This is a genomic window from Halomonas sp. DP5N14-9 (genome assembly GCF_019802175.1).
Taxonomy (GTDB): domain Bacteria; phylum Pseudomonadota; class Gammaproteobacteria; order Pseudomonadales; family Halomonadaceae; genus Halomonas; species Halomonas litopenaei.
The window spans coordinates 299204-325955 of sequence record NZ_JAHVHR010000002.1 but is presented as its reverse complement, the minus strand read 5'-3'; the positions used below and the strand labels follow the sequence as shown (position 1 = coordinate 325955).

Sequence of the window (26752 nt, the reverse complement as noted above, 5' to 3'; positions counted from 1 at the left end):
ACTACTCAGGCCCCTGCGGAAGCTGCCAAACCGAAAGGAGAATCCATGCGTCACTACGAGATCGTCTTCATGGTCCACCCGGACCAGAGTGAGCAGGTTCCGGCCATGGTCGAGCGCTACACCAGCATCGTCACCGAGAACGCCGGTACTGTTCACCGTCTCGAGGATTGGGGCCGCCGTCACCTGGCCTACCCGATCAACAAGATCCACAAGGCTCACTACGTGCTGATGAACGTCGAGTGCAGCGGCGAGACCCTCGAGGAAATCGAGAACATCTTCCGTTTCAACGACGCCATCATTCGCAGCCTGGTGGTGCGCTGCAAGGAAGCCATCACCGAAGCGTCTCCGATGATGAAGCCGGTGGAAGAGAAGCGTGCCCGTCGCGAAGAAAAGCCGCGCACCGCTGAATCCGCCTGAGCCGCGCATCACTAGCTCTGCAACGCACGTATAAGGAGTCTTTCCATGGCACGCTTTTTCCGTCGCCGCAAGTTTTGCCGTTTCACCGCTGAAGGCGTGAAGCAGATCGACTACAAGGATCTGGACACGCTCAAGGCCTACATCACCGAGACCGGCAAGATCGTTCCCAGCCGCATCACCGGTACCAAGGCCCGTTACCAGCGCCAGCTGTCCACCGCGATCAAGCGCGCACGCTACCTGGCCCTGCTGCCTTACACCGACAGCCACCAGTAAGTCGTCGCCGATGCTGCCCGTCGCCCGATGGTCGATGAAAGGCATGCCCCAGGCGACTCTGGTCGCGCTGGTGGCGTCTGCGGTGCCCTGGCTGTTCTGGTTCGGGGCGGCGATTGCCGCTCTGGTGACCTTGCGCAAGGGCATGGCACCGGCGATGCCGGTGATCGCCGCTGCGGCGGTGCCGGCAGGCTGGTGGTGGACCCAGGGAGATCCGATCCCTCTGGCGACCACCCTGCTGGCGCTGTTGATGGCCATCGTGCTGCGCTCCCGCATGCGCTGGGGCGAGGCGCTGATCCTGGGGTCGCTGGCCGGCGCTGCGATGATCCAGTTGGGGGTGTTCCTGCCCAAGGCAGACACCGCCCTGATGCTGGAGCAGCTGCGCCAGAGTTCCTCCGAGGTGGCGGCCATGCTCGACGAGCTGGCTGCCCAGGGGCTCGACGCCAGTCGGCTGGCCGAGCTGGTCATCAGCGGTGTCACCGGTCTGGTGGTGATGCTCGCTGCGGTGGCCTGTCTGGCCCTGGCACGCAGCTGGCAGGCGGGGCTCTACAACCCGGGAGGTTTCCGGGAAGAGTTCCACGCCCTGCGGCTCACCCCGAGGGAGCTGATCCTGTTGGTGGTGCTGGTGATCGCCGGCACCCTGCTGGGTCTCCCCGGGATCGGCATGCTGGCCTGGATTCCGCTGCTGATGGCCGGCATCGGCCTGACACATGGTGTAGTTGGACGTAAGGGAATGAACGGGTTGTGGCTGGTCGCGTTCTATCTGCTGCTGATCACCACCTGGCCCATGATTCTCATCGTGCTGGTTGTGGCCCTGATCGATACCTTCGCGGACTTCCGCGGGCGTCTGGGTCACAGCAACTGACATAGAGGTTTACGAGATGGAAGTCATTCTGCTCGACAACATTGGCAAGCTGGGCGGTCTCGGTGACAAGGTCACCGTCAAGCCTGGTTACGGCCGCAACTACCTGGTGCCCTACGGTCTCGCCGTACCGGCCACCAAGGACAACATCGCTGCCTTTGAAGCCCAGCGTGCCGAGCTCGAAGCTCAGGCCGCCGAGCGCAAGGCCGAAGCCGAAGCTCGCGCCGAGCAGCTCAACGACATCGAGCTGTCTCTGGTCGCCAAATCTGGCGACGAAGGCAAGCTGTTCGGTTCCATCGGTCCGCGTGACCTGGCCGAGGCGATCTCCAGCGCCGGTATCGACGTCGCCAAGAGCGAAGTCCGCATGCCGGAAGGCCCGATCCGCCAGACCGGCGAATACGACATCGTGCTGCACCTGCATGCCGACGTCGACGCCACCGTGCGCGTGGTGGTGGTGGCCGAGTAAGGTCGTCTCCCACGGCAGTGGCAAGGGCGCGGGAGTCACATCCCGCGCCCTTTTTTGTGGCTCGCGATCGCCCGCACGGGTGATCGTGCGACGGACCCGGCTTCGGGTAGACTAAGGCTTGTCTGGAGAGTGGCTGCGCTCGTCGACTTTTCGGACACAGCCTGGATCCAGTGGCATGGCGCCGTGAACAACAGCGAAGAGACAAGCGCATGAGTGACGTCCAGACCATCGATCGTGAAGCCGCGGCGCTGAAGGTTCCGCCGCACTCGGTGGAGGCCGAGCAGTCGGTGCTGGGTGGCCTGATGCTCGACAATCAGGCCTGGGACAATATCGCCGACCGGCTGGTGGCCGACGACTTCTATCGCTACGAGCATCGCCTGGTGTTCAACGCCATGGTGGCGCTGGCCGAGTCGAGCCGTCCGCTGGACGTGGTGACCCTGTCCGAGGCCCTGGAGGGGCGCGACCAGCTCGACACCGTGGGCGGGCTCGCCTACCTGGCGGAGCTGGCCCGCAACACTCCCTCGGCCAGCAATATCCGCGCCTATGGCGACATCGTGCGCGAACGCGCCACCCTGAGAAAGCTGATCCAGGCGGCCAACCAGATCGCCGACGGCGCCTTCAGCCCCAATGGGCGTCCTGCCGATGAGCTGGTCAACGAGGCCGAGCGGCTGGTGTTCCAGATCAGCGAGGACCGCCCCAAGGCCGGCGGCCCCATCGGCATGAGCGAGCTGCTGACCAAGGCCGTCGATCGCATCGACGAGCTGTTCAACATGAAAGGCGAGATGACCGGCCTGTCGACCGGCTTTCGCGATCTCGATGACATGACCTCCGGGCTGCAGCCCTCCGACCTGGTGATCGTCGCCGGCCGCCCGTCCATGGGCAAGACCACCTTCGCCATGAACCTGGTGGAGCACGCGGTGGTGTCCAGCGACAAGCCGGTGATGGTGTTCTCCATGGAGATGCCGGCGGACTCGATCATGCTGCGCATGCTGTCGTCACTCGGGCGTATCGACCAGACCCGAGTGCGCTCCGGTCAGCTCGAGGACGAGGACTGGCCGAGGTTGACCTCGGCGGTCAACCTGCTCAAGGACAAGCAACTGTTCATCGATGACACCGCTGCGCTGTCGCCCAACGAGATGCGCTCACGGGTGCGTCGCGTGGTGCGCGAGCACGGCAACCTGGCGATGATCATGATCGACTACCTGCAGTTGATGCAGGTGCCGGGGTTCGGTGACAACCGTACCGGCGAGATTTCGGAGATCTCGCGCTCGCTCAAGGGGCTTGCCAAGGAGTTCGGCTGCCCGGTGATTGCGCTGTCGCAGCTCAACCGCTCGCTGGAGCAGCGCCCCAACAAGCGTCCGGTGATGTCGGACCTGCGTGAATCCGGGGCCATCGAGCAGGACGCCGACCTGATCGGTTTCGTCTATCGTGATGAGGTCTACAACCCGGATAATCCCGACAACAAGGGGCTCGCCGAATTCATCATCGGCAAGCAACGTAATGGTCCCATCGGGACGGTGCACATGGCCTTTATCGGCAAGTACACCCGCTTCGAGGATCTGGCGCCGGACAGCTACGGTGATACCTTCGGCGAATAAACGTGCTTGAGCCTGACCGACGGGCTCGTATAATGCCGCCCCTTGCGATTTCGACAGACACAGTGAAGGAGACCTGACATGGCAGGCGGATTTCGACGCGGCAATCGCCGTCGCGCGCCCAAGCTGGAAGCCCGTGGCGAATTGACCTCGGTGGAACGGGAAGGCCCGTTCAAGGAATGGCTCGGCATGCCCGATCTGTATCGCTATCACCTGGTAGTGGACGGCGTGGACTACAGCTACCAGACAGAAGACTCCGAGCTGCCGGTGCAGATCGGCGACAAGGTGGTGTTTCGCTACAAGGAGACCAAGGCCGGCAATTGGGTCGACCGCAACTCCCTCGGCAAGGCCATCGATCCCTCCGACTACCAGTAGTCTCACCGCCGGATCCGTCGCCCGCGAGCATTCGTGTCGCGGGCCTTCGTTTTCCCTCCTTCAAGCTCTCCACTTCCTCCCGCAAAGGCGCTGCCTGCCGCTGAAGACCCCCTTTCTCCGCCGCGATCATGGAGGTCGTTTAACCCGCTGTGCGCGCGAAACGGCCAATATGTATCCAGATCAGAGAAATTCTTCACACCGTCACGGGAATGTCACCCGAAGGGCCCAGGCTGTGCCATGATCAGAGAGTCACATGCGCGGCACAGGGAAATGAAACGAGCGTCATGGTCTGCCGAAATATCATCGGCACGCTCGTCGCCGTAGTGTCGTCACATAAGGAGGGCGGGGGCCACAGGACCCCCGTCGCGACAGGATGAAAAGAGGCGAAAGATACGATGGAAATTAATGATCTCAAGGCCTTTGTCGGCCGCCACGACAACTTCGAGATTCGCGTGATCGGCCATGCCGGCAGCCGTTTTTACCAGGTCGAACTGGAAGACGTGGAAGGTGCCCGCAAGATGCTCTGCCGCCGCGGCAAGCCGGTGTTGTTCCGCTCGCTGGACGACGTCTACCTGGAGCTCAAGCGTGCCGGTATCCACCGCGCCTACCTGGTCCAGCACGTGGCCCACGACGAGGTGATCGGTCGCGAGGCCCACTATGCCGAACCGCTGGCCTCACGTATGCCCCTGGTGTTTTGAGTGACATCGTTCCACACCACCCTGGTGCTGGAACCCTCTCGACGGCAGTCTCGCCGTCTCTGCCTTGCCACTGATGTACCCACGTTCACCGAACAAGTCCCTGGCGCAAGCTGCCAGGGCCCTTGGCGGTGTCGACCTGCCTTATCGCTTCCTTTGAGTCCCTGTTAGCCAGGGGCGCAGTCGGGCGAAGCCCAGATAGCCGATGTCCAGCAGTCCACGCAAACCGGGTACGCTGCTTAGCTGCACCCAACGGCGATGACCCAGCGTCGCGTACAATGCGCGAGTGGCATCCATGCCGATGAACCAGCGACCTGTGGCGTCGCGCAGGTGCAGCTTGCCCAGCATGTCATCGAAGCGCTGGCCCCAGGCCTCGGCGCAAAAATCGTCGTCGCGGACATCGATAAAGTGGATCAGCCGGCTGCGCGGATGCCGCCTCAGCCAGGCGATCTCCTTGCGGCATAGTGGGCACTGACCATCATGAAACAGCGCAAGCGGTGTGGCGAGTGTCTCGAACCGATTCATGGATTCGCTCCCTGAGGTCGATAGCCGTCGCGGTGGGGACCCTGACCGTAGCTCGGTTCGCATGCCAGGTTGTCGAGAAAGGACGTGGCCTGGCGGCGCATGGCGCTGCGCTTGTCATCGCTCATGCGGCGCAGCGAGCCATAGATCAGCTTCATGCGAGGATTGCTCGCCAGGGTGTCGGCGTGACGTTCGAGAAAGTCCCAGTAGAGGCTGTTGAAGGGACAGGCGTCTTCGCCCAGGGTCTTTTTCACGTCATAGCGACAGTGGCGGCAATGGTCAGACATCCGATCGATGTACTTGCCTGACGCACAGTAGGGCTTCGAGCCCATCAGTCCACCGTCGGCGTGCAACACCATGCCAAGCGTATTGGGCAATTCGACCCATTCGCAGGCGTCGGCGTAGACCGCCAGGTACCAGTCGCACAGGGCCTCGGGGCTGACGTCGCACAGCAGAGCAAAGTTGCCGGTCACCATCAGACGCTGGATATGGTGCGCGTAGGCGTTGTCCCGGGTCATGCCGATCGCGCGGGATAGACAGCGCATGCCGGTGTCACCGCTCCAGTAGAAGTGGGGCAGACCCCTGCGGGCCTGCAAGGCGTTATAGCCCTTGTAGTCCGGCATACGGGTCCAGTAGATGCCCCTGACGTACTCTCGCCAGCCGAGGATCTGGCGGATAAAACCTTCCACCGCATTGATCGGTGCATGCCCCTCGAGATAAGCGGTTTCGGCGGCCTCGCAGACCTCTCTCGGGCTGAGCAGGCCAAGGTTCATGGGAGCGGACAGGCGCGAGTGGAAGAGAAAGGGATCGCTGTCGCTGATGGCGTCCTGGACGTCACCGAAGCTCGGCAGCAGGTGATCGATGAAGTGTCTGAGATCGACCAGCGCCTGGCGTCGGGTGACCGGCCAGTGGAAGCCATCCAGACGACCGAAGTGTTCATCGAAGTGTTCCTCCACCAGTGTCAGCACCTCACGGGTCAAGTCGTCGACGGTGTGGCGGGGAGGCTTGGGCAGCGTGTAGTGCTGGGGCAGGGGCCGTCGGTTGTCCTTGTCGAAGTTCCACTGGCCGCCCATGGGTTCATCGCCCTCCATCAGCAGGCCGGTGCGGCGACGCATCAGTCGATAGAAGCCCTCCATGCGAGGCTGCCGGCGATGGGACAACCAGTCGCCGAATTCACCAGGCGTGCAGTAGAAGCGGTCGTCCTCGACCCATTGCCAGGGTATCCCGCCCTGGCGGCGCTCCATGGCATCCAGCAGCCGCCATTCGCCGGGCCTTGTGGTGACAATCCGCGAACAGTCGTAGGCTTGCGCGAGGCGTTCCGCCTCCGCCAGCAGGCCATGGGCGTTGTCCGGATCATCGAGGGCGCTGTAGTGGACGCGATAGCCCTTGTCGCGAAGAGTGGCGGCGAAGTGGCGCATGGCCGACAGCATCATGGCGATCTTCTGAGGATGATGCGGCACGTAGCGGCCTTCCTCGGCGACCTCGCACAGCGCGACGACGTCGTCGTCGCCAGTGGTCTGCAAGAGTCCGAGGTCCAGGCTCAACTGGTCGCCGGTGATCAGGATCAAGGATCTGGACATGGGTTCACCAAAAATTGTACAAATCCTCTTCATAGTAACACTTCATTCGAGCCTGATACCCACCGGTGATAGGCTTTGTGCATTCGCTACCAAGAGGAAGTCACCTTCATGGATCAGTCCGTTCCCCCCTCAGTGGTGGAGGCCCATCGCCCGGAGCAGGCGCCGGTCGACCACCCCGCCGTCGCACGTGAAAAGATCGGCGTGCTGGTCGCCAACCTGGGTACGCCGGACGATACCGACTACTGGTCCATGCGCCGCTATCTCAGCGAATTTCTGTCGGACCAGCGGGTGGTCGACTATCCGCGCTGGCTCTGGCAGCCACTGCTGCAGTTGATCATCCTGAGTCGCCGGCCATTTGCTTCCGGGGCGGCCTATCGCAGCATCTGGAACACCGACAAGGACGAGAGTCCATTGCTGACCATCACCAGAAGCCAGAGCGAGAAGCTGTCGACGCGGCTGCGCGCTGAGCTGGGGGACTCGATCGAGGTCAGCTTCGGCATGCGCTACGGCAATCCTTCCACCGACAAGGCGCTCAAGGAGCTGGAGGAGAAGGGATGTCGGCGTATCCTGTTCTTCCCGCTGTATCCCCAGTACGGCTCGCCCACTACCGCCACCGCCTGCGATCAGTTCTTCCGTCAGCTGATGAAGCGCAAGTGGCAGCCATCGGTGCGAACGGTGCCGGCCTACTTCGACGAGCCGGGCTACATCGAGGCCCTGGCCGCCTCGGTCAGCGAACGCCTGGAGAACGAGACGCACCAGCCTTCGGTGGTGGTGGCGTCCTATCACGGCGTACCCAAGCGCTTTCTGGAGGAAGGCGACCCCTACTACTGTCAGTGCAGGAAGACCACTCGGCTGCTGCGCGAACGGCTGGGGCACGCCGAGGACGAAGTGGTCACCGCCTTCCAGTCCAAGTTCGGGCCTGAAGAATGGGTGGGCCCCGCCACCGTCGACAAGGTGGCGGAGCTGGCGCGTCAGGGACACAAGAGTATCGCCGTACTGTCCCCCGCCTTCAGCGCCGACTGCGTGGAGACCCTGGAAGAGATCGAGGAAGAGATCCGCGACGCCTTCATGGAGGCCGGCGGCGAGCACTTCATCTACATTCCGTGTCTCAACGATCGCGACGACCATATCGCGGTGCTGGCCGATATCGTCAAGCGCGAACTGGGCGGCTGGATCTGATCGCTCGGCCTTTCGCGCCACGATAGCCAGACACAGAACGGGCAGCCCATGGGCTGCCCGTTTCGTGTCTGGCTTGCATGATGCCCAGGCTTTGTACGAAAAGCCGGCGAGCGATGGTTAGACAAGGCAAAAATCGGTGAGAAAGCGCAGTTTACGAGGTGTAAATGAGCATTTTGACCTGATTTTTAACGCCGTATTACCGAGCGCAGGCACTTTTCGAACAAGCCTTAGTCTCGGTCGGGGTGGGGCACCGGCTTATCCCCAACCTCTTCCTCACGGAATTCGAGCGGCTTGCCGCGGGTCTTGTCCAGATACTTGAGGCGCTGGTGCAGGCCAGTCTTGGCCAGCATGTGGGCGCTTACCGGGGCGGTGATGAACAGGAACAGGGTGATCAGCATCTCCTGTAGGTGGGTGCCTTCCTGGGTGGCGCTGAAGTACACCATGGAGCCGGACAGGATGCAGCCCATGCCCAGGGTGGTGGCCTTGGTCGGGCCGTGCAGGCGCATGTAGAAGTCCCGCAGGTGGGCCATGCCCAGCGAGCCGATGAAGGCAAACAGCCCGCCGGCGATCAGCAGCACCGAGATCAGCCCCTCGAGAATGACGTAGAACATGGAATTCTCCCGAAGTTACTCGATGATATCGCCGCGCAGCAGATACTTGCAGACGGCAATGGTGCTGATGAAGCCGAGCAGCGCGATCAGCAGCGCGGCTTCGAAGTAGGTCTTGGAGTTGAGCCACACTCCCATCAGGATGATCAGGGCGATGGAGTTCACGTACATGGTATCCAGCGCCAGGATCCTGTCGGGCATGTCCGGGCCCACGGTCAGGCGAAACAGGTTCAGCAGCAGCGCCAGGCAGACCAGCGCCAAACTGATGGTCAAGGCGGTGTCTAGCATTCGAAGATCTCCTTCAGCGGCTGCTCGTAGCGTTCGCGGATGGTGCGGATCAGGGTCTGTTCGTCACGCACGTCCAGAGCGTGGATCAGCAGCGTCTTGCCGTCCATGCGCAGGTTGGCCGACACCGTCCCTGGGGTCAGGGTGATGGTGCTGGCCAGCAGGGTGATGGTGAATCGCTCCTCGAGCATCAGCGGATACTCGACGAAGTGGGGCCGAGTGCGGCGCCAGGGATTGATGATGATCCAGGCCACCTGCATGTTGGCCACCACGATGTCACCAATCACCCGGAAGAAGAAGCGCACCAGTTTCCAGGGCTTCTTTACACCGGGCTGCATGTCCCAGAAGGGGTAGGTCAGCCAGGGGATGAGCACGGCCAGAAAGCCGCCAAGCAGCAGGTGACCGACCGAGACCGTGTTGACCAGCAACAGCCACACGACCAGCAGCAGCAGGCTGAGCAGCGGTGTCGGCAGTAGTGAGCGAGTGCGTCGGTTCATTGGGCGTCTCCCTGATCGATCAGAACGGCCTGAATCATCGGTTGCGGGTCGCTCAACTGTTCTGCCGTGGCCTCGGTGTAGCCGGCCAGGGGGCCGGCCAGGATCACCAGCAACGGCGACGATGCCAGCAGCCAGCCGGTGCCCGCCCACTGCCAGGGGGACAGCGAATCGCCGTCATCGCTGGCCTGGCTGCGCCAGAACAGGGTGGACCCTGCCCGCGACAGCGCCACAATGGCGCACAGGCCGGTGGCCAGCAGCAGAGGCCAGAACCAGAGACGTTGGGCGCTGTCGCCGGCGTTCATCAGCATGACCTTGCCCAGCGCCCCGGACAGCGGGGGCAGGCCCGCCACCGCCATGGACCCGATCAGGAACATCAGGCCCAGCGCCGTGGCGTTGCGCGGTATCCGGCCGCGCACCAGGCGGGTACCGGCCTTGCCACGCTGGACGCCGATCATGTCCGCCAGCAGGAACAGCCCGCCGGTGACCAGGGTGGTGTGCACCAGATAGAACAGGAGGCCCGACACCGCCTCGGGGGAGCGCATGCCGACGCCGGCGAGCAGGGTGCCCACCGACACCAGTACCAGATAGGCCACCAGCAGACGCAGGTCGCGGGCGGCCAGCACGCCGACACCGGCAATCGCCAGGGTGCCGAGCGAAAGCCACCACACCCAGCTCTGCTCAAGCGCCTCCAGGGGACCTGCCTGGTCGCCGAAGACCAGCCAGTAGACCCGCAGGATGGCGTAGACGCCGATCTTGGTCATCACCGCAAACAGGGCGGCCACCGGCGGCGGCGCGCTGGCGTAGGCCCGCGGGAGCCAGAAATACAGTGGCAGTACCGCCGCCTTGAGGCCAAATACCACCAGCAGCAGCAGAGCGCCGGCGACGACCATGCCCTGACGCTCTCCCGGCAGCTGACTCACCGCCTGGGCCATGTCCGCCATGTTGAGGGTGCCGGTGGCCCCGTACAGCAGACCCACGGCGAACAGGAACAGCGCCGATCCCGCCAGGTTGAGCACGGCGTAGTGCACCGCCGACTGGATGCGCGCCTTGCCACCACCGTGGACCAGCAGGGCGTAGGAGGCCAGCAGCAGCACCTCGAAGAACACGAACAGGTTGAACAGGTCGCCGGTCAGGAAGGCGCCGTTGATTCCCATCAGCTGCAGCTGGAACAGGCCGTGGAAGTTGCTGCCCTTCTCGTCGTCGCCGCCGCAGGCGAACAGCACCGCACCAACCGCCAGCATCGAGGTCACGAACAGCATCAGCGCCGATAGCCGGTCCAGCACCATGATGATGCCGAAGGGCGGCTGCCAGTTGCCCAGGGCGTAGTACTGGATCTCGCCGCTGGCCGCCTGGCGCAGCAGCATCACGCTGATCACCAGCAGCGCCAGGGTGGTGGCAAGGCCGAGACCACGCTTGAGCGTGGCATTGCCGAATCGGGTCAGCAGCAGCGCCACCGCTGCTGCCAGCGGCAGCACGATGGGCATCACGATCAGGTGGGACATCAGCGTCGCTCCTCCTTGTCCTCGGCCTTGCGCCCGTCCACGTGGTCATTGCCCATGTCGCCCCGTGCACGCATCGCCAGGATCACCGCGAAGGCGGTCATGGCGAAGCCAATGACGATGGCCGTCAGCACCAGCGCCTGGGGCAGCGGATCGCTGTAGTCGCTCTTGCCGTCGATGATGGCGGAACCACCGGTGGTCAGTCCGCCCATGGAGAACAGAAAGAGGTTGGTGGCGTAGGAGAGCAGCGTCAGACCGACCACCACTGGGAAGGTTCGGCCGCGCAGCATCAGATACAGGCCACTGGCGGCGAGCACGCCGGTCGTTATGGCATAGAGCATTTCCATGTCACACGGTCTCCTTGCCGTCGGGGGTGGGGTCGTCGGTGCGGTGCAGGCCGCGTTCCGTCGCGTCATGGTCTTCCTTGGCCGGACGGTGGGGGGTGGTCACCTTGCCCAGGTTGGCCAGGATCATCAGGGTCGCACCGACCACCGCCAGATAGACACCGAGATCGAACAGCATCGCGGTGGCCAGTTCGATATCGCCGATCAGCGGGATATGGAAATGGCCGAAGGACGAGGTCAGGAAGGGTGCGCCGAACAGCCAGCTGCCGAAGCCGGTCAGGGCGGCGACACCGACGCCGAGGATCGCCACCGGCTGGTAGGGGAAGTCGAGACGCTTCTGGGTCCAGGCAACGCCCCGGGCCATGTACACCAGGATCAATCCCACCGCGGTGATCAGGCCGGCGATAAAGCCGCCACCGGGCTGGTTGTGGCCGCGCAGGAAGATGAATACCGACACCAGCAGTGCCAGCGGCAGTACCGTCTGGGAGATGGTGGTCAGAATCATCGGGTAGCGATCCGGCGCCCAGATGCGCCCCTCGCTGTCGCTGTGAGGCATGAACAGGCGCAGACGGTTGAGCAGCTTGAAGATGGCGAGACCGGCGATCGCCAGCACCGTGATCTCGCCCAGGGTGTCGAAGCCACGGAAGTCGACCAGGATGACATTGACCACATTGTGGCCGCCGCCGCCGGGCACGCTGTTGTCGAGGAAGAAGTCCGAGATGCTTTCGGTGTCGCGGGTCAACACGGTGTAGTTGAGTCCGGCGATCACTCCGCCCAGTCCGGTACACAGCACCAGGTCGCGCAGCGCCCGCGCCGGGGTGGATTCCCGAGGGGTCTTCTGGGGCAGGAAGAACAGCGCCAGCATCAGCAGGATCATGGTGACCACCTCGACCGATAGCTGGGTCAACGCCAGGTCCGGTGCCGAGAAGCGGGCAAAGGTCAGTGATACCAGCAGGCCCACCACCGACAGCATCAGCAGCGAGATCAGACGATGGCGATGGGTAATGGCGGTGCCAATGCCGGTGAACACCAGCAGCAGGGCGCCGACCAGCAGCACGCCGTCCACCGGTTGGTTGCCCTTGGCCCCGGTCAGGGTATCCATCTGGGCCAGACCGATGGCGCCGACCACCAGGGAGGCGGTCAGCAGCAGGGTCATGAAGCGCTGCAGCGAGGCGTTGTCGACGCATTCGGTGATGCGCTCGGCGCGATCGCCGATGCACTGGATGACACCCTCGAAGATACGGCTGGCATCACGCGGCGGGAAGTCCCGCACGAACTGGCGAATCTTGCGATGCAGGATATAGGTGATGACGCCGGCGACCAGGGCCACGGCGCTCATCGCCAGCGGCAGGTTGAAGCCGTGCCACAGGGCCAGGTGGAACTCCAGCGGCTCGAGCAGCACCGCCTCGACCGCAGGCGCCATCAGCCAGGTGGCCATCAGCGCCGGGAACAGGCCGACCAGGATACACAGCACCGCCAACAGCTCCGCCGGAGCCCGCATCAGATGGGGCGGCTCGTGCGGCGTCTTGGGCGGCGCGTGGCGCGGAGGGGAGAAGAACACCGCGTGGACCAGCCGCGCGGAATAGGCCACCGACAGCACGCCGCCAATGGTGGCCAGTACCGGCAGCACCAGGCTGAGGCCGCCGAAGGCGTGGGTCTCGAGGGCCTCGGTGAAGAACATTTCCTTGGAGATGAAGCCATTGAACAGCGGCACGCCCGCCATGGCGGCGCCGGTGATGCTCATCACCACGCAGGTGACCGGCATCGCCTTGGCCAGTTTGCCCAGCCGGGCCAGGTCGCGGGTGCCGGCCTCATGGTCGATGATCCCCGAACACATGAACAGTGCGGCCTTGAAGGTGGCGTGGTTGAGGATATGAAACAGCGCCGCCAGCACCGCCATGGGACTGCCGATGCCCAGCAGTACGGTGATCAGGCCCAGATGGCTGACGGTGGAGAACGCCAGGATACCCTTGAGATCCGCCTTGATCAGAGCAAACCAGGCGGCATACACCATGGTGACGATACCGATCACGGTCACGATGGCCGACCACAGCTCGCTGCCGGCGATGGCGGGATGCAGGCGCGCCATCAGGAAGATCCCCGCCTTGACCATGGTGGCGGAGTGCAGGTACGCAGACACCGGAGTCGGTGCCGCCATGGCATGGGGAAGCCAGAAGTGGAACGGGAACTGGGCGGACTTGGCGAAGGCGCCGAGCAGCACCAGGACCAGCATCAGCGGGTAGCGCGGGTCGGCCAGGATCGTCTCGCCGCTTTCCAGCACCACCTGCATGTCGAGACTGCCGACGATATCGCCCAGCAGCAGAAAGCCCGCCAGCAGGGCGAGGCCACCGGCGCCGGTGACCGTCATCGCCATGCGCGCGCCCTTGCGCGCCTCCGAGCGGTGTGACCAGAAACCGATCAGCAGGAAGGATGACAGGCTGGTCAACTCCCAGAAGAACCACAGCACCAGCAGGTTGTCGGCCATGGCGATGCCCACCATGGAGGCCATGAACAGGATCAGGTAGGCGTAAAAGCGGGCGTAGTTCTCGCTGGGGTCGAGATAGTAGTGGGCGTACAGGATGATCAGCAGGCCGATGCCCAGGATCAGCACATTGAACAGCAGTGACAGGCCATCGAGGCGAAAGGCCAGGTCCAGCCCCAGTTGGGGCACCCAGCTCAGGGAGACCCGAGGGATATCCCCGGCACCCAGGGCGGGTAGCTGGGCCAGGGTCATGGCCAGGGCAATGGCGGGAAGGACCGCCGTGGCGAGGGTGCAAAGAGGGCGGCCTCTAGATCCGGTCAATGCGGGGACCAGCACACCGAGAAGGGGGAGCAAGGGAATCCATAGCAAAGTCATCTGTCGGTCATCCTGCCTGTCCTTGAACGTGGTGAGCGCCGCGATGGTCTGAAAACACGAGCCCTCACAATGCCTTGGCCTACCGCCAGGGGTGTTGATCAGCTCACCCTGAAGCGCCGACCCACTTTACCCGAAAGATGGACGGACCGCTGCCCCGTGCGGATTCAACGTGATAGCCGTAGGCGCTCTAAAAATTGTACATGTAGTGTACAAGGCCTATATATTATCGCTATGCAGTAGGGCAATGCCTCCGGCGGTAGCGCACGATCTGTGTCCACGGGGCGCGTGCCGCGAATCCTCAGGCCTGTCGGGAGCGTGACATGGAAACAGAGCTGGTGTGGTTGCGTGGGGAACTGCGGCTGGCCGACAACCCCTTGCTGGACATCGCGCCCTCGGTCAGCGAGCGCCTGGTGGTGTTCGTGATCGACGAGGCGCTGCTTGATGGCACATCGGCAGACGGCGTGGCCGGTATCGGCGCTCGTCGGCTGCGCTTTCTGTGGCAGTGTCTCAAGGAGTTGCGTGGGACGCTGTTGAAGAAGGGTAGCGACCTGCTGGTGGCGGTGGACGAGCCGGTATCGCTGGTCGCCCGGCTGGCCGAGCAGTATCAGGTGACACGGGTGGTGGCCAGCGAGGCAGCAGGCGGGGACGACCAGCTTGAGCGACTGGCACGCTGCCTGCCAAGGCAGTGTCGACTGGAGCGTCGTGGTACGGGCACGCTGTGGACGTCGCAGACGTTGCCGATGACGTTGGATGAGGTACCGGCAAGCTGGTCGGCTTTCCGGCGTCGCCTCGGCGAGGCGTCTCCTCGAAGTCACAGCCGTCCGGCCCCGGCGACGCAGCCGGCGTGGCCGGAACGAGCGCCGCGCGGACTGCCCTCGTTGCAGCGATTGTCACGCGAAGCGGACGCCTTGAACGACGTGCCCGACAGCGCCGGGCTTGCCTTTGTCGGCGGTGAAGCGCCCGCCTGGCAGCGTCTCGACGACGTCGTGTGGGAGTCCGATTTGCTGGCGACCTATCAGCAGACGCGCAATGGTTTGATCGGCGCTGGCTTTTCGTCCCGTCTATCGCCCTGGCTGGCGCTTGGCTGTGTGTCGGCGACCCAGGTCCTCGAAGCACTGCGTGAATGGGAAGACCGGCGGGGCGCCAACGCATCATCTCGCCACTTCTATCACGAGTTGTTATGGCGCGACTACTTCCACTGGGCGGCACGCCAGGAAGGCAAAGCGCTGTTCGGCGATCCTCCATCATCGCCGGGGCAGGCATTCGAGTGCTGGCGCCTGGGCGCTACCGGGCAGCCGCTGATCGATGCAGCCATGCGTGAGTTGACGGTCAGCGGCTGGCTCTCCAATCGCGCGCGTCAGCTCGTCGCCAGCTACCTGGTGCACGATCTCGGGGAGGACTGGCGCCACGGCGCCGCCTGGTTCGAACGCTGTCTGATCGACCATGACGTTGCCAGCAACTGGGGCAACTGGAAGTACATCGCAGGAGTGGGCCGCAACGCCAAACCCAGGATCTTCGATATCGACGAACAGAGCCGGCGCTACGACCCCGATGAACGCTATGTCCGCCACTGGAAGGAGGTGAGCTTGCAGCCGTCTTCCTACGAGGCACTGGGGCATTGAGGCACTGGGGCATTGAGGCACCGGTGTATGGAAGGACGAGCGATGCCCAGTTCACCACGTTGTTCGACCTCCCGTATGAGGTCTCTTGCCCCTGCGGGTGGCTCCCACCTTGGTGGTAGTGGTGCCACATCTTGCGATGCTCTGGTGTCCTGACTGGCTGGTATGACAGCGGGTCCTGGGTCATCATGCCCGCATATTGATCGCCAAGGATTGCTTCATCATGCTGACCCGATTGTTCCCCGCCCTTCTCGTGGTGACCCTGGCCGGTTGCCAGAGTACCTCCGCCGCCCCCTCCGGCGATGCCGCGGCCGGTACCAATGCCAGTGCTGGTGCAAGCGTCACCGCCAGCGCCAGTGGCGAAGCGTCTGGGCAGGCCGCCCCTGCCGCCGCTGCAGCCGAGCCCCAGAGCTTCGATCAGTGGCTGGCCGGCTTTCGTGATCAGGCGCGTGCAGAAGGCATCAGCGAAGCGACCCTGGCGCGCGCGCTGGATGGCCTGCGCTACCGTCCCCGGGTGATCGAACTCGACGGCTCCCAGCCGGAGTTCGTGCGCCCGATCTGGCAATACCTGGATACCGCGGTCTCCAACGCCAGGGTGACCCAGGGGCGTGACAAGCTCGCCGCCAATCGCTCCGCGGCCGACCGCGCCGAGGCCGACTACGGTGTGCCCGCCGAGGTCCTTACCGCCATCTGGGGTATCGAGAGCAACTACGGCCAGAACTTCGGTGACTTCTCGACCCTGGAGGCACTGGCGACCCTGGCCTATGACGGTCGGCGCCGAGACTTTGCACGCGGTGAACTGATGGCAGCGCTCGAGATCATCGACGCCGGCGATATCACACCGCAGCGCATGAAGGGCTCCTGGGCGGGGGGGATGGGCCACACCCAGTTCATTCCTTCCAGTTTCGTGGCCTACGCCAAGGACGGAGACGGCGACGGTCGCCGTGATATCTGGGCGAGTATCCCCGACGTCATGGCGTCGACTGCCAACTATCTGGATCGTGCCGGTTGGCGTCAGGGCGAGCCCTGGGGTGTCGAGGTGCAACTGCCGTCCGGGTTCGACTACGCCCAGACCGAGCTCGATACCCGCAAGAGCGCTTCGGCTTGGGCCGGCCTGGGTGTGAGCCCGCTGGGCGGTGGCGATCTGCCGGCCTTCGATGAGGCGTCGGTGATCACTCCGGCCGGCGCGCGTGGTCCTGCTTTCCTGGTGGGACCGAACTTCCGCGCCATCCTGCGCTACAACAACGCCACCAGCTACGCCCTGGCGGTGGCCTCGCTGAGCGACCGTATCGCCGGGCGCGCCGGCATCGAGGGTGGCTGGCCTCGTGACGAGCAACCGCTCTCTCGTACTCAGGTGAAGACGCTGCAGTCGCGGCTTCAGGCGCTTGGCTACGAGGTGGGAACCCCGGACGGCATCATGGGTCCCAATACCCGGGCAGGGTTGCGCGCCTGGCAGCGCGACCAGGATCTGGTGCCCGACGGCTTCGCCACGCTCAAGCTGCTCGAACGCCTAAGCCACTGAGCGATCAATCAGCCCTGAAAACATCAAGGTGGCCCCTGACTCAGGGGCCTGACGTATCGGCGTCCGGCGGGACGCCCTCCACATGGAAATGGCACGATGACTCTCTGGAATCGATGGCTGTCGGGCCCCGCCCGACGGATGGCGCTGGCGGCGCTTCCCCTGTGCATGGCGCCGGCCGGCGGCGCCCTGGCCGATGACGGCCCTGACGTCTTTGGCTGGGTCGAGATGGCGACCCTGGAGCCCTGGGACGTCGAAGTGAAGGCAAAGCTGGACAGCGGGGCGCTGACGTCTTCGCTGGATGCCCGGGATATCGAGCGCTTCGACAAGGAAGGCGAACCCTGGGTGCGTTTCGCCCTCGAGCTCGAGGACGAGGAGACTGGCGAGACCTTCAAGAAGCAGCTCGAACGCCCGCTCTATCGCGACATGACGGTGCGCGGGGCCGGCGGTCGCGACGAGCGCCTGGTGGTGTTGATGGAGGTGTGCATGGGGGACACCATCCACGAGGAGCAGTTCAGCCTGCGCAACCGGGAAGAGATGAACTACCCGATGCTGCTGGGGCGCCGTACCATCGGTGAGCTCGGGCTGCTGGACGTGCGCGAGACCTTCATGATCGAGCCGAGTTGCGACGAGAACTCCCCGGTCATCGAGCATGAGGGAGAGGGCGAGTACGGCACCAACAAGGATGACGGTGCCGATGACGAGGACAGCGAGAGCTGATACGTCGATGGCACCGCCGGTGTGGTCTACAGGGTTGGCCTAGAACAGCCTGGACAGTAGCGCGGTCACCGCGGTTTCCACCCGCAGGATGCGCTCGCCCAGGTGGATGCCCTCGCAGCCTGCCGCCAGCATCTGTTCCACCTCCCATTCGATGAAGCCGCCCTCGGGGCCGACCAGCAGGGTCACAGGCTCGGTCAGGCCTCGAGGGCAGGCAGTCGCCATCCCGGGGTGCGCCAACAGGCCCCGCCGTCCTTCCAGCAGGGACGGCAGACGGTCCTCGACGAAGGGCCGAAAGCCCCGCGCCGTGTCCACCACCGGCAGCGCAGTATCGCGGGCCTGCTCCAGGCCAAGCACCAGGTGCTGGTGGATCTTGGCGGGATCGAGTTCGGGGGACTGCCAGTAGCTCTTCTCCACCCTGCGGCTATGCAGCAACGTGATGCGCTTCACCCCCAGCGCGGTGGCATGCTCTATGCTTCTTGCCAGCATGCGTGGGCGAGGCAGCGCCAGCACCAGGTGCACCGGTAGCGCCGCGGGCGGAGCCTGATCGAGCCCGGAAACGTCGAAGCAGGCCTCATCGTCGGTCAGCGACACGAGCTGACCGCGGCCCAGCGGGCCGTTCTCCAGTCCCAGGGTCATCACGTCGCCCTGGCGGGCGCGGTGGACCTGGCGCAGGTGGGCCAGGCGCCGGGGGTCGCGGACCCGTGCCAACCCGGCGTCATCGACGTCGTTCCGGGTGAGAAGTATCAGATTCATGGAGCCTCGAGTACCGGTTTGTCTTGCAAGGGCCGTGTCGCGGTGCAAAATGGATGCGAACGAAGCCGAGGATCTGCAGCTGCAGTCCCTGGGCTTCCCACGAACAAAGGAGCAGCGCCGTGCGCGTGATTCGCAAGTATGCCAATCGCCGGCTCTATGATACCGAACAGAGCCGCTATGTAACGCTCGAGGATCTACGAAGCCTGATTCTCGAGGAAGTGCCTTTCCGTGTGGAAGATGCCAAGAGTGGCGAGGACCTGACGCGTACCATTCTGCTGTCGATCATCATCGAGCAGGAGCAGGCCGACAGCGACGCCGAGGTGTTCTCCAATGACCTGCTGCAACAGCTGATTCGGGTGTACGCCATGTCTCAGCCGCTGCCCCTGGCGCGCTACCTGGAGCAGGGCACCCGGTTGATGATGGAGCAGCAGAAGAAGATGCAGGATCAGTGGCAGCAGGCCATGCGGCATTCGCCGATGGAGCTGATGCGCGAGCTGGCCGAGGAAAACATGCGTTTCTGGCAGAACACCATCAGCCAGGGCGGAACCAGCCAGGGCGGGACCACCAAAGACGACGACGAGCGTTCCTCCTGACCCTCCCACGCCCGGCTCTGATGGAGAGAGGCCAGGAGGGCGAGAGCGGGCTTTTTCTGCCATAATGCCGCCTCATTTGGTACTCGAAAGGTAGTTGAGCGGATGAAGGTCCTGATCATCGGCGGCGGTGGCCGCGAACATGCCCTGGCCTGGAAGGTCGCCCAGTCGTCCAGCGTCTCCTCGGTCTTCGTGGCGCCAGGCAATGCCGGCACCGCACGGGAGGCGGGACTGACCAACGTCGATATCGCGGTATCCGACCTCGACGGGCTGGTGGACTTTGCCCGGCGCGAGAGCGTCGGCCTGACCATCGTGGGCCCCGAGGCGCCGCTGGTCGAGGGAGTGGTGGATCGTTTTCGTGATGCCGGGCTCGCGATCTTCGGCCCGACCCAGGGCGCTGCCCAGCTCGAGGGATCCAAGTCCTTTACCAAGGACTTTCTGGCTCGCCACGCCATTCCCACCGCTGACTACAGCACCTTCACCGCCGTGGAACCGGCGCTGGCCTATCTGCGGGACAAGGGCGCACCCATCGTCATCAAGGCCGACGGCCTGGCGGCGGGCAAGGGCGTCATCGTGGCCATGACCGAGGCCGAGGCCGAGGCGGCGGTGCGCGACATGCTCGAAGACAACGCCTTCGGTGATGCCGGTGCTCGTGTCGTGATCGAGGAATTCCTCGAAGGTGAGGAAGCCAGCTTTATCGTCATGGTGGATGGCGAGTCCATCGTGCCCATGGCCACCAGCCAGGACCACAAGCGGGTGGGCGAGGGCGACACCGGCCCCAACACCGGCGGCATGGGCGCCTATTCGCCGGCACCTGTGGTCACCGACAGCGTCTACCAGCGCATCATGGACGAGGTGATTCGCCCCACGGTGCGTGGCATGGCCGACGAAGGGCATCCTTATACCGGCTTCCTCTACGCCGGGCTGATGATCACCGACGCGGGTGAACCCAAGGTGATCGAGTACAACTGCCGCTTCGGCGACCCCGAAACCCAGCCGATCATGATGCGCCTGCAGAGCGATCTGGCCGAGCTGTGTCTGGCCGGCGCCGAGGGTCGCCTGTCCGGTCACGATTGCCGCTGGGACCCGCGTCCGGCCATCGGTGTGGTGATGGCCGCCGAAGGCTACCCCGGCAGCTACCGCAAGGGCGACGTGATCAGCGGAGGCGACAGTGCCGAGGCCCTGGGCGTCAAGGTCTTCCACGCCGGCACCGCGGAAAAGGATGGCCAGGTGGTCACCTCCGGCGGACGAGTGTTGTGCGTGACCGCCCTCGGTCAGGATCTTGGCGAGGCTCGGGAGCTGGCCTACCGCGGGGTCAAGACGGTGAGTTTCGAAGGCGCCTTCTGGCGTTCGGACATCGCCCACCGCGCCATGGCCCGGCAGTCCTGATCGTCGGGTACCGGTCTGGCTTGCCCCATGGTACTGACCAACAATAATCAGCAAGGAGCGAGCATGGAACGCGTCAAACTGGAGTTTCCCGAGCAGGCGATCGTCCACCGTCATGGTTTGACGGTGCGCGTGACCGACATGAACTACGGGCACCATCTGGGCCATGACGCCGTGATTTCGCTGTTGCACGAGGCCAGGGCGGCCGCCCTGGCCCATCTCGGGCTTCACGAAGGTGACATGGGAGGCTATCCCAGTGTCGCCGCTGACCTGGCGGTGCAGTACCAGGCCGAGTCTCGTTGGCCGGATGCCTTGACGGTCGAGACCGCCATCCCCGAACCGGCGCGCAAGGCCATCACGGTCTACCATCGCATGCGTCGCAACAGCGACCAGCGGATAGTGGCGACCGCCAGGCTCAACCTGATGGTGGTCGACCCCCAGGCAGGGCGTGCGGTGGCGGTGCCCGAAGCGGTACGTGACGCCCTGGCGAGGGCTGGCTGATGTCGAGGGAGTATCCAGTCATCGCGGTCACCGGCTCGTCCGGTGCCGGCACCACTACGGTCAAGCGTACCTTCGAGCGCATGTTCGCCCGGGAAGATGTCCATGCCGCCTTCGTCGATGGTGACGCCTTCCATCGCTACACCCGCCAGGAGATGGCGCGGATCTTTCGCGAGGAGCCCGAGCGCAAGGATGAGCTGTCCCACTTTGCGGTGGAGGCCAACCTGCTCGATCGCCTGGAGACGCTGTTCCAGGAGTACGGTGACAGCGGCGCCGGGACCTTCCGGCACTATATCCACGCCGAAGACAAGAAGATGATCGAGGCCGGCTACCAGGTCGGCACCTTCACCGAATGGCAGCCGCTGCCCACCGGTACCGACCTGCTGTTCTACGAGGGTCTGCACGGTGGGCTGGTCACCAGTGAGGTGGACATCGCCCGCCACGTCGATCTGCTGGTGGGCGTCGCCCCGACCATGAACCTCGAGTGGATCCAGAAGATCGACCGCGACATGCATGCCCGCGGCTACACCCAGGAAGCGGTCATCGACACCATCCTGGGGCGCATGGATGACTACGTGCGCTACATCCTGCCGCAGTTCTCGCGTACCCATATCAACTTTCAGCGGGTGCCCACGGTAGATACCTCGAACCCCTTCGAGGTCCAGGATATCCCCACCGATGCCGAGTCCTTCGTGGTGATCCGGTTCCGCGATCCGTCCACCGTGGATTTTCCCTACCTGCTGGCGATGATTCAGGACGCCTTCATGAGTCGCCCCCACACCCTGGTGGTGCCCGGCTCTCGTCTATCCTTGGCGATGGAGCTGATCCTCGGTCCGCTGGTGCGTCATCTGCTGGCCCAACGACGTTTTCGTTGAGCTGCCGCACCGTTGATGCCGGCTTCGTCTGACTGACAGGTCGGGATCGACGGCACCGGAGCTGGTGTGGCGAAGCGTTTTGCGCCGGCGACGCACACCACGACCGCGGCACAGGTGGCGAGCATCGCCACGCTGATCGACTCGTTCAACAACCAGGCCGCCAGGCCAAGCCCGAGAAACGGCTGCAGCAACTGTAGCTGACCCACCGCGGCCACCCCACCGAGCGCCAGGCCGCGATACCAGAAGATGAAGCCAATCAGCATGCTGAACAGCGATACATAGCCCAGCGACCACCAGGCGGCGCTGCCGATACCCTGCAGGGTCGGCGGTTGCGATGCGACCGCCAGAGGCAGCATCAACGGCAGGGTCAGGGTCAGCGCCCAGCAGATCACCCGCCAGCCTTGCAGCCGTCTTGATAGTCGCGCGCCCTCGGCGTAACCGAGCCCGCAGACGGTCACGGCGGCCAGCATCAACAGATCGCCGGTCAAGGAGGCGCTGCCAGGCTGGCCGAGCGCGAAGCCTGCGACCAGCGCAGCACCGCTCAACGAGCAGGCCCAGAACGCCGGGCGGGGCCTGTCGCCGGTACGCAGCACCCCGAACAGCGCGGTAGCCATCGGCAGCAGGCCGATATAGACCAGCGAGTGCGCTGCGCTGACGTGCTCCAGCGCCATGGCGGTCAGCAGTGGAAACCCCACCACCACGCAGGCGGCAACCAGCCCCAGCGATGCAAGCTCATCGGTCCGCGGCCGGCGTCCCTTCAGGCACGCCAGCAATACCACCGCCACCAGTCCCGCCAGGCTGGCCCTGGAAAAGGTCAGAAACAGCGGATCGAAGGCCCTCACCGCCACCCGGGTGGCGGGCAATGAACCGCTGAAGATGGCCATGCCGAGGGCGCCGCAGGCCCAGCCCTTGCCAAGGTCCGGGCGGTGTGTCGGGTTCAATGGTCGGTGTCGTGAGGGCATCTGCGCGAACTCCGTGGCGGGTCAGTAGCGCCTAGGGTGAAGGGCGTGCGCTGGTGCAGCCAGAGACGGTGCAGTACAGTTTTGACAAACTGTCATGGTGGAGCCTCCAGTACAGATGAAGGCACAGGACATCGATCGTCGGGCGGGCATCAGCCTGGTCGAGCAGGTGGTAGCGCTGATCCAGCGCCGCATGGCCCAGCGTCAGCTGGCGCCAGGTGCGCGCCTGCCGTCGATTCGCGGCTTGGCTGAATCGCTCGGGGTGTCACGCTCCACCGTGGTCGAGGCCTACGATCGGCTGGTCGCCGAGGGCGCCATCCATTCCCGTCGCGGCGCCGGCTTTTTCGTCGGTGATCGCTTGCCGCCGCTGTCCCTGGCGGAGCTGGCGCCCCGTCGCGAGCGCGAAGTGGACCCGCTGTGGCTGACCCGCCAGGCGCTCGAGAGCGACCATTACCGGCTGAGGCCAGGCTGTGGCTGGCTGCCGGCAGAGTGGATGCCCCACGAGGAGATTCGCCGTGGGCTGAGGCAGTTGGCGAGGCGTTCCGGCGCTGTCGCCAGCCTGACCGACTATGCGTCGCCCCAGGGCCTGCAAGCACTGCGTCAGGTGCTGGCGCATCGCCTTACCGAGCGGGGTGTCGAGGCGGCGCCGTCCCAGATCCTGCTGACCGAGTCCGGCACCCAGGCCATCGATCTGTTGTGTCGGTTTCTGCTCGAGCCGGGCGACCGCGTGCTGGTCGATGACCCCTGCTATTTCAACTTTCATGCCCTGCTGCGTGCCCACCGGGTCAAGGTGGTGGGGGTGCCCTTCAGCCCTGCGGGGCCGGACCTATCGCGCCTTGCCGAGGCCCTCGAGCAGCATCGTCCGCGGCTCTATATCACCAACTCGGGGCTGCATAATCCAACCGGTGCCAGCCTGTCACTGGCGGTGGCCCACCGCGTGCTGCGCCTGGCCGAGCGTCACGACCTGCTGATCATCGAGGACGACATCTTCGCCGACTTCGAGCACCAGGCGTCACCACGCCTGGCGGCGCTGGACGGGCTCGAGCGGGTAATCCAGGTGGGCAGCTTCTCCAAGACCCTGTCGGCCTCGGTGCGCTGTGGCTATATCGCCATCCGCCCCGAGTGGTTCGAGGAGCTGGTCGACCTGAAGCTGGCGACCTCCTTTGGCGCCAGCGCGCTGTCGGCAGAGCTGGTGTTCCAGCTGGTCAGGGAAGGCGCCTATCGACGTCACCTCAACGTGCTCAGGACGCGCCTGGCAGACGCCATGGGACAGGTCATGCCGCGACTGCGCTCGGCGGGCCTGGAGCCCTGGGTGGAGCCCAGTGCGGGGCTCTTTCTGTGGACGCGACTGCCCGCGGGGCTCTGCGCCAAGGACGTGGCCAGAGCGGCGTTGGACGAGGATCTGGTACTGGCGCCTGGGGAGGTGTTCAGCCCGGAAACGGCGAACAGTCACTACCTGCGCTTCAATGTGGCGCAGTCGCTGGATGATGACGTCTTCAGGGCGCTGGACCGGGCCATGGAGCGGGCGGCCAAGGAACGGGTGGCCAAGGAACGGACGGCCAGGGATCGGGACTGACGCTATCGTGGTGAAACGTCAGTCCCGCCCACCCTCGAGCAGGCGGCTCTAGTGGCCAGGAGGCCCCTGCTTGGCCGCTGCGTCCTTGGTGGGGCGAGAAGCGACGAAGCGCTGGGCCATGGGCTGGGCGCTGACGCCGTGCAGCACCACCGAGATCATGACCGTCAACACCACGCAGGCGAGGATCTCGTCGCTGCCGGGGATCGGGTACTGGTCGTAGATCAGCAGCGCAAACAGGATGCTGGCCAACCCCCGAGGTCCGAACCAGCCGAGGAAGGTCTTTTCATAGGCGGACAGCCCGAGTCCGGTGAGCGATATCCAGATCGGGATCATGCGAATCACCGACAGGTACATCAGCGCCAGGGCCACGGTCTTCCAGGATGCATGCGAGATGGCCAGCGGCACCATTACCGCACCGAAGATCAGGAAGGTGGCGATGGTCAAGAGCTGGCCCTCGCTCTCCATGAACTCCTCGATGAAGGTGGTGTCATGGCGTAGCTGGTTGCCGAAGGTCAGGCCGCCGAGGAACACCGCGATAAAGCCGTTGCCGCCGACGGTTTCGGCGACCAGATAGATCAGGAAGGCCAGCGCCAGAAACAGGATGCCCTGATAGATGACGGTGACGTAGCCGCGGTCGATGGCGGCGTCGAGCAGGCGGGCAAAGCCCCAGCCGAACAGCACCCCGACCAGCGGCCCGAGGGTCAGTTGCAGCAGGGCGAAGGTCCAGAGGTTGTTCGGGGCGTCGGCGACCTCGGTGCCGGTGGCCGCCACCGCCAGCAGTGCCGAGGCAAGAATCACGGGTACAGCCAGACCATCATTGAGCCCACTTTCGACGTTGATCGACTGGCGGATACGTTCCGGCACGCTGGGGCTCGATACCACCGCCTGGCCCAAGGCCGCGTCGGTCGGGGTGAGAATCGCCGCCACCAGCATGGCGGTGCCCCAGGCTGCTTCCGGCGAGACCCACTTGGCCATCAGCGTGCCCAGCAAGACCGTCAGGGGCATGCCGATCAACAGCATGCGCAGCGGAATCGCCAGGTTCTGGCGCAGAGACTTCAGCTTGACCACCGAGGCATCGGCGAACAGCACTATGATCAGGGTGATCTCGGCGATCACCTGGGTCAGCTCCTGCTGCATGTCGATGGGCACCAGGTCCGGCGTCAGCGCGCCCAGCCCCATCCCCGCGGCCATGAACACCATGGGCAGACTGATCAGCGAGGCCGAGATGCGCCGCGACAGCAGGGCAAAGGCGATGATGATCAGAAGGATCAGCAGCAGGGCAGTGTGATGCATGGCAGGCGACACTCCGAAAATGCATGGGAGCTACGGTTGTACCATAGCCGCAATGGCTTGGGGGGGCAGGCGAGCGCGATGACCAGAGGTGCATAACTGGCGGTTTGGGAACGTTGCTCATGGGGCCTGGGTCAGTGATCGGGCGAGTCAGGGGACTGACAGCAGCCCTGTTGGCGGGTAATCTCGAAGACACCGTTTTTTCAGTGTGCCCCGGAGCCTGCCATGGATTGCCTGTTCTGCAAGATCATCAACCGCGAGATTCCCGCCGATATCGTCTACGAGGACGATCAGGTGCTGGCCTTCAACGATATCGATCCCAAGGCCCCGACCCATATGCTGGTCATCCCCAAGAAGCATATTGCCACCCTCAACGACATCACCGAGGAAGACCAGGCACTGGTGGGGCGCCTGCCGCTGACCGCCTCGCGTCTGGCCAAGGACCTCGGGTTTGCCGAAGACGGCTTCAGGGTGGTGATGAATTGCAATGAAGACGGCGGCCAGACGGTCTATCATATTCACATGCACGTGATGGGCGGTCGTCGCTTCACATGGCCGGCTGGCTAGCCGGCGCGCAACGGAGTCTCTTCCGGCAGTTCAAGCGCTCGACGCATCCGTGCATTCTCCGGCGTCGCCTGGTGTCCCCCAGGCGGCGCCGATCGCTTTTGGTGTGTGTTGAGCGTCGAGGCGTCGCCGCCCTCAACATGAAGAACCGGCGCCGATCGGTTTTTGTTTCTAGGCGCCGCCGAGGGGCTGGTGCCCCATTTGAAGAGCCGGCGCCGATCGGTTTTTTTCGATGTGTTGAGCGTCGAGGCGACGCCGCCCTCAACATGAAGAGCCGGCGCTTGAGTGCCGCCGACGCTTGCGTAGAATAATCCCTTGATGCGAACGTTCATCGTTTCGCCCATGTTCGCTG

General features: G+C 64.4%; 29 protein-coding genes. 17 read left to right on the top strand and 12 right to left on the bottom strand.

The genetic code is table 11. The features are described from left to right. Window positions 1-45 precede the first annotated feature (45 nt). From rpsF to KUW00_RS03015, 7 genes are all read left to right on the top strand, one after another. Window positions 46-417 (top strand): 30S ribosomal protein S6, encoded by a 372-nt coding sequence (rpsF, locus tag KUW00_RS03045; RefSeq protein ID WP_045992140.1) that lies wholly within the window; start codon window positions 46-48, stop codon window positions 415-417. A 45-nt stretch (window positions 418-462) separates the two neighbouring features. Continuing rightward, entirely contained in the window at window positions 463-690 is a 228-nt protein-coding gene (gene rpsR, locus KUW00_RS03040; protein ID WP_016853668.1) for a 30S ribosomal protein S18, read from the top strand. A gap of 10 nt (window positions 691-700) precedes the next feature. Next, window positions 701-1552, top strand: a complete 852-nt coding sequence (locus KUW00_RS03035; protein ID WP_222515625.1) for a hypothetical protein — start codon at window positions 701-703, stop codon at window positions 1550-1552. Between the two features lie 16 nt (window positions 1553-1568). Beyond that, window positions 1569-2015: a 50S ribosomal protein L9 gene (gene rplI / locus KUW00_RS03030; protein ID WP_045992138.1), complete on the top strand. Its 447-nt coding sequence runs from the start codon at window positions 1569-1571 to the stop codon at window positions 2013-2015. 209 nt (window positions 2016-2224) lie between these two features. Beyond that, complete coding sequence (dnaB, locus tag KUW00_RS03025) at window positions 2225-3613, top strand: replicative DNA helicase (protein WP_045992137.1); 1389 nt, start codon at window positions 2225-2227, stop codon at window positions 3611-3613. Window positions 3614-3691: 78 nt separating this feature from the next. Next, a complete protein-coding gene (locus tag KUW00_RS03020; protein WP_045992136.1) occupies window positions 3692-3985 on the top strand; it encodes a hypothetical protein in 294 nt (97 codons plus the stop codon). 395 nt (window positions 3986-4380) lie between these two features. Next, window positions 4381-4683 carry a DUF6482 family protein gene (locus KUW00_RS03015; protein ID WP_045992135.1) on the top strand — a complete coding sequence of 101 codons (303 nt, stop codon included), beginning with the start codon at window positions 4381-4383 and terminating at the stop codon, window positions 4681-4683. A gap of 141 nt (window positions 4684-4824) precedes the next feature. On the opposite strand, the gene KUW00_RS03010 is transcribed toward KUW00_RS03015, so the two are convergent. Together KUW00_RS03010 and KUW00_RS03005 are read right to left on the bottom strand one after the other, a co-directional pair. Beyond that, complete coding sequence (locus KUW00_RS03010; protein ID WP_222568201.1) at window positions 4825-5205, bottom strand: thiol-disulfide oxidoreductase DCC family protein; 381 nt, start codon at window positions 5203-5205, stop codon at window positions 4825-4827. Beyond that, complete coding sequence (locus KUW00_RS03005; protein ID WP_108131617.1) at window positions 5202-6782, bottom strand: cryptochrome/photolyase family protein; 1581 nt, start codon at window positions 6780-6782, stop codon at window positions 5202-5204. The genes KUW00_RS03010 and KUW00_RS03005 overlap by 4 nt, the downstream gene beginning before the upstream one ends. A 108-nt stretch (window positions 6783-6890) precedes the next feature. Between KUW00_RS03005 and hemH the strand changes: the two genes are divergently transcribed. Next, complete coding sequence (gene hemH, locus KUW00_RS03000) at window positions 6891-7961, top strand: ferrochelatase (RefSeq protein WP_108448054.1); 1071 nt, start codon at window positions 6891-6893, stop codon at window positions 7959-7961. A gap of 227 nt (window positions 7962-8188) precedes the next feature. Here hemH and KUW00_RS02995 read toward each other — a convergent pair whose 3' ends face one another. From KUW00_RS02995 to KUW00_RS02970, 6 genes are read right to left on the bottom strand one after another with little or no spacing between them, the layout of a single operon-like run. Next, window positions 8189-8572 (bottom strand): Na+/H+ antiporter subunit G, encoded by a 384-nt coding sequence (locus KUW00_RS02995; protein WP_045992131.1) that lies wholly within the window; start codon window positions 8570-8572, stop codon window positions 8189-8191. A gap of 15 nt (window positions 8573-8587) precedes the next feature. Continuing rightward, on the bottom strand, window positions 8588-8857 hold the full coding sequence (locus KUW00_RS02990) for a K+/H+ antiporter subunit F (RefSeq protein WP_045992130.1): 270 nt from the start codon (window positions 8855-8857) through the stop codon (window positions 8588-8590). Next, window positions 8851-9351, bottom strand: a complete 501-nt coding sequence (locus KUW00_RS02985; RefSeq protein WP_108448055.1) for a Na+/H+ antiporter subunit E — start codon at window positions 9349-9351, stop codon at window positions 8851-8853. Before KUW00_RS02985 ends, KUW00_RS02990 begins: the two co-directional genes overlap by 7 nt. Then, on the bottom strand, window positions 9348-10856 hold the full coding sequence (locus tag KUW00_RS02980) for a monovalent cation/H+ antiporter subunit D (protein ID WP_108448056.1): 1509 nt from the start codon (window positions 10854-10856) through the stop codon (window positions 9348-9350). Before KUW00_RS02980 ends, KUW00_RS02985 begins: the two co-directional genes overlap by 4 nt. Further along, complete coding sequence (locus tag KUW00_RS02975) at window positions 10853-11197, bottom strand: Na+/H+ antiporter subunit C (RefSeq protein ID WP_045992127.1); 345 nt, start codon at window positions 11195-11197, stop codon at window positions 10853-10855. The genes KUW00_RS02980 and KUW00_RS02975 overlap by 4 nt, the downstream gene beginning before the upstream one ends. Before the next feature lies 1 nt (window position 11198). Then, window positions 11199-14051 carry a monovalent cation/H+ antiporter subunit A gene (locus KUW00_RS02970; protein WP_124802768.1) on the bottom strand — a complete coding sequence of 951 codons (2853 nt, stop codon included), beginning with the start codon at window positions 14049-14051 and terminating at the stop codon, window positions 11199-11201. Between the two features lie 320 nt (window positions 14052-14371). On the opposite strand from KUW00_RS02970, the gene KUW00_RS02965 reads away from it, so the two are divergent. The 3 genes from KUW00_RS02965 to KUW00_RS02955 all read left to right on the top strand — a co-directional run bounded on the left by KUW00_RS02965 (window position 14372) and on the right by KUW00_RS02955 (window position 17909). Continuing rightward, window positions 14372-15673: a DASH family cryptochrome gene (locus KUW00_RS02965; RefSeq protein WP_222568200.1), complete on the top strand. Its 1302-nt coding sequence runs from the start codon at window positions 14372-14374 to the stop codon at window positions 15671-15673. Window positions 15674-15893: 220 nt separating this feature from the next. Then, on the top strand, window positions 15894-17192 hold the full coding sequence (locus KUW00_RS02960; protein WP_222568199.1) for a lytic murein transglycosylase: 1299 nt from the start codon (window positions 15894-15896) through the stop codon (window positions 17190-17192). A gap of 138 nt (window positions 17193-17330) precedes the next feature. Beyond that, window positions 17331-17909, top strand: a complete 579-nt coding sequence (locus KUW00_RS02955; protein WP_045992177.1) for an ATP-dependent zinc protease — start codon at window positions 17331-17333, stop codon at window positions 17907-17909. Window positions 17910-17948: 39 nt separating this feature from the next. Here the strand turns inward: KUW00_RS02955 and KUW00_RS02950 are convergent, their stop codons facing one another. After that, entirely contained in the window at window positions 17949-18662 is a 714-nt protein-coding gene (locus KUW00_RS02950) for a 16S rRNA (uracil(1498)-N(3))-methyltransferase (RefSeq protein ID WP_045992123.1), read from the bottom strand. 119 nt (window positions 18663-18781) lie between these two features. Between KUW00_RS02950 and phaR the strand changes: the two genes are divergently transcribed. From phaR to KUW00_RS02930, 4 genes are all read left to right on the top strand, one after another. Beyond that, window positions 18782-19255 (top strand): polyhydroxyalkanoate synthesis repressor PhaR, encoded by a 474-nt coding sequence (phaR, locus tag KUW00_RS02945; protein ID WP_045992122.1) that lies wholly within the window; start codon window positions 18782-18784, stop codon window positions 19253-19255. Window positions 19256-19357: 102 nt separating this feature from the next. After that, the gene (gene purD / locus KUW00_RS02940; protein ID WP_045992121.1) at window positions 19358-20641 is read left to right on the top strand and encodes a phosphoribosylamine--glycine ligase; all 1284 of its coding nucleotides are present in this window, start codon (window positions 19358-19360) and stop codon (window positions 20639-20641) included. A gap of 63 nt (window positions 20642-20704) precedes the next feature. Then, on the top strand, window positions 20705-21139 hold the full coding sequence (locus KUW00_RS02935; RefSeq protein WP_222568198.1) for an acyl-CoA thioesterase: 435 nt from the start codon (window positions 20705-20707) through the stop codon (window positions 21137-21139). After that, window positions 21139-22011, top strand: coding sequence for a phosphoribulokinase (locus tag KUW00_RS02930; RefSeq protein ID WP_045992119.1), 873 nt, complete (start codon window positions 21139-21141; stop codon window positions 22009-22011). Before KUW00_RS02935 ends, KUW00_RS02930 begins: the two co-directional genes overlap by 1 nt. On the opposite strand, the gene KUW00_RS02925 is transcribed toward KUW00_RS02930, so the two are convergent. Then, entirely contained in the window at window positions 21981-22973 is a 993-nt protein-coding gene (locus KUW00_RS02925; RefSeq protein WP_108131332.1) for a DMT family transporter, read from the bottom strand. The two genes, KUW00_RS02930 and KUW00_RS02925, sit on opposite strands and share 31 nt — an antisense overlap. A 115-nt stretch (window positions 22974-23088) precedes the next feature. Between KUW00_RS02925 and KUW00_RS02920 the strand changes: the two genes are divergently transcribed. Next, window positions 23089-24546 (top strand): PLP-dependent aminotransferase family protein, encoded by a 1458-nt coding sequence (locus KUW00_RS02920; RefSeq protein WP_222568197.1) that lies wholly within the window; start codon window positions 23089-23091, stop codon window positions 24544-24546. A 48-nt stretch (window positions 24547-24594) separates the two neighbouring features. Here KUW00_RS02920 and KUW00_RS02915 read toward each other — a convergent pair whose 3' ends face one another. Continuing rightward, window positions 24595-25839, bottom strand: coding sequence for a cation:proton antiporter (locus KUW00_RS02915; protein ID WP_222568196.1), 1245 nt, complete (start codon window positions 25837-25839; stop codon window positions 24595-24597). 222 nt (window positions 25840-26061) lie between these two features. Between KUW00_RS02915 and KUW00_RS02910 the strand changes: the two genes are divergently transcribed. Then, window positions 26062-26403, top strand: a complete 342-nt coding sequence (locus tag KUW00_RS02910; protein WP_045992116.1) for a histidine triad nucleotide-binding protein — start codon at window positions 26062-26064, stop codon at window positions 26401-26403. On the opposite strand, the gene KUW00_RS02905 is transcribed toward KUW00_RS02910, so the two are convergent. Further along, window positions 26400-26744 (bottom strand): hypothetical protein, encoded by a 345-nt coding sequence (locus KUW00_RS02905; RefSeq protein WP_222568195.1) that lies wholly within the window; start codon window positions 26742-26744, stop codon window positions 26400-26402. The genes KUW00_RS02910 and KUW00_RS02905 overlap by 4 nt on opposite strands. Window positions 26745-26752 lie beyond the last annotated feature (8 nt).

What these genes read in the sequence shown, in the direction of transcription:
- rpsF (WP_045992140.1), top strand. Translation starts at nt 46, where the DNA reads ATGCGTCACTACGAGATCGTCTTCATGGTCCACCCGGACCAGAGTGAG.
- rpsR (WP_016853668.1), top strand. Translation starts at nt 463, where the DNA reads ATGGCACGCTTTTTCCGTCGCCGCAAGTTTTGCCGTTTCACCGCTGAA.
- KUW00_RS03035 (WP_222515625.1), top strand. Translation starts at nt 701, where the DNA reads ATGCTGCCCGTCGCCCGATGGTCGATGAAAGGCATGCCCCAGGCGACT.
- rplI (WP_045992138.1), top strand. Translation starts at nt 1,569, where the DNA reads ATGGAAGTCATTCTGCTCGACAACATTGGCAAGCTGGGCGGTCTCGGT.
- dnaB (WP_045992137.1), top strand. Translation starts at nt 2,225, where the DNA reads ATGAGTGACGTCCAGACCATCGATCGTGAAGCCGCGGCGCTGAAGGTT.
- KUW00_RS03020 (WP_045992136.1), top strand. Translation starts at nt 3,692, where the DNA reads ATGGCAGGCGGATTTCGACGCGGCAATCGCCGTCGCGCGCCCAAGCTG.
- KUW00_RS03015 (WP_045992135.1), top strand. Translation starts at nt 4,381, where the DNA reads ATGGAAATTAATGATCTCAAGGCCTTTGTCGGCCGCCACGACAACTTC.
- KUW00_RS03010 (WP_222568201.1), bottom strand. Translation starts at nt 5,205, where the DNA reads ATGAATCGGTTCGAGACACTCGCCACACCGCTTGCGCTGTTTCATGAT.
- KUW00_RS03005 (WP_108131617.1), bottom strand. Translation starts at nt 6,782, where the DNA reads ATGTCCAGATCCTTGATCCTGATCACCGGCGACCAGTTGAGCCTGGAC.
- hemH (WP_108448054.1), top strand. Translation starts at nt 6,891, where the DNA reads ATGGATCAGTCCGTTCCCCCCTCAGTGGTGGAGGCCCATCGCCCGGAG.
- KUW00_RS02995 (WP_045992131.1), bottom strand. Translation starts at nt 8,572, where the DNA reads ATGTTCTACGTCATTCTCGAGGGGCTGATCTCGGTGCTGCTGATCGCC.
- KUW00_RS02990 (WP_045992130.1), bottom strand. Translation starts at nt 8,857, where the DNA reads ATGCTAGACACCGCCTTGACCATCAGTTTGGCGCTGGTCTGCCTGGCG.
- KUW00_RS02985 (WP_108448055.1), bottom strand. Translation starts at nt 9,351, where the DNA reads ATGAACCGACGCACTCGCTCACTACTGCCGACACCGCTGCTCAGCCTG.
- KUW00_RS02975 (WP_045992127.1), bottom strand. Translation starts at nt 11,197, where the DNA reads ATGGAAATGCTCTATGCCATAACGACCGGCGTGCTCGCCGCCAGTGGC.
- KUW00_RS02970 (WP_124802768.1), bottom strand. Translation starts at nt 14,051, where the DNA reads ATGACTTTGCTATGGATTCCCTTGCTCCCCCTTCTCGGTGTGCTGGTC.
- KUW00_RS02965 (WP_222568200.1), top strand. Translation starts at nt 14,372, where the DNA reads ATGGAAACAGAGCTGGTGTGGTTGCGTGGGGAACTGCGGCTGGCCGAC.
- KUW00_RS02960 (WP_222568199.1), top strand. Translation starts at nt 15,894, where the DNA reads ATGCTGACCCGATTGTTCCCCGCCCTTCTCGTGGTGACCCTGGCCGGT.
- KUW00_RS02955 (WP_045992177.1), top strand. Translation starts at nt 17,331, where the DNA reads ATGGCGCTGGCGGCGCTTCCCCTGTGCATGGCGCCGGCCGGCGGCGCC.
- KUW00_RS02950 (WP_045992123.1), bottom strand. Translation starts at nt 18,662, where the DNA reads ATGAATCTGATACTTCTCACCCGGAACGACGTCGATGACGCCGGGTTG.
- purD (WP_045992121.1), top strand. Translation starts at nt 19,358, where the DNA reads ATGAAGGTCCTGATCATCGGCGGCGGTGGCCGCGAACATGCCCTGGCC.
- KUW00_RS02935 (WP_222568198.1), top strand. Translation starts at nt 20,705, where the DNA reads ATGGAACGCGTCAAACTGGAGTTTCCCGAGCAGGCGATCGTCCACCGT.
- KUW00_RS02930 (WP_045992119.1), top strand. Translation starts at nt 21,139, where the DNA reads ATGTCGAGGGAGTATCCAGTCATCGCGGTCACCGGCTCGTCCGGTGCC.
- KUW00_RS02925 (WP_108131332.1), bottom strand. Translation starts at nt 22,973, where the DNA reads ATGCCCTCACGACACCGACCATTGAACCCGACACACCGCCCGGACCTT.
- KUW00_RS02920 (WP_222568197.1), top strand. Translation starts at nt 23,089, where the DNA reads ATGAAGGCACAGGACATCGATCGTCGGGCGGGCATCAGCCTGGTCGAG.
- KUW00_RS02915 (WP_222568196.1), bottom strand. Translation starts at nt 25,839, where the DNA reads ATGCATCACACTGCCCTGCTGCTGATCCTTCTGATCATCATCGCCTTT.
- KUW00_RS02910 (WP_045992116.1), top strand. Translation starts at nt 26,062, where the DNA reads ATGGATTGCCTGTTCTGCAAGATCATCAACCGCGAGATTCCCGCCGAT.
- KUW00_RS02905 (WP_222568195.1), bottom strand. Translation starts at nt 26,744, where the DNA reads ATGGGCGAAACGATGAACGTTCGCATCAAGGGATTATTCTACGCAAGC.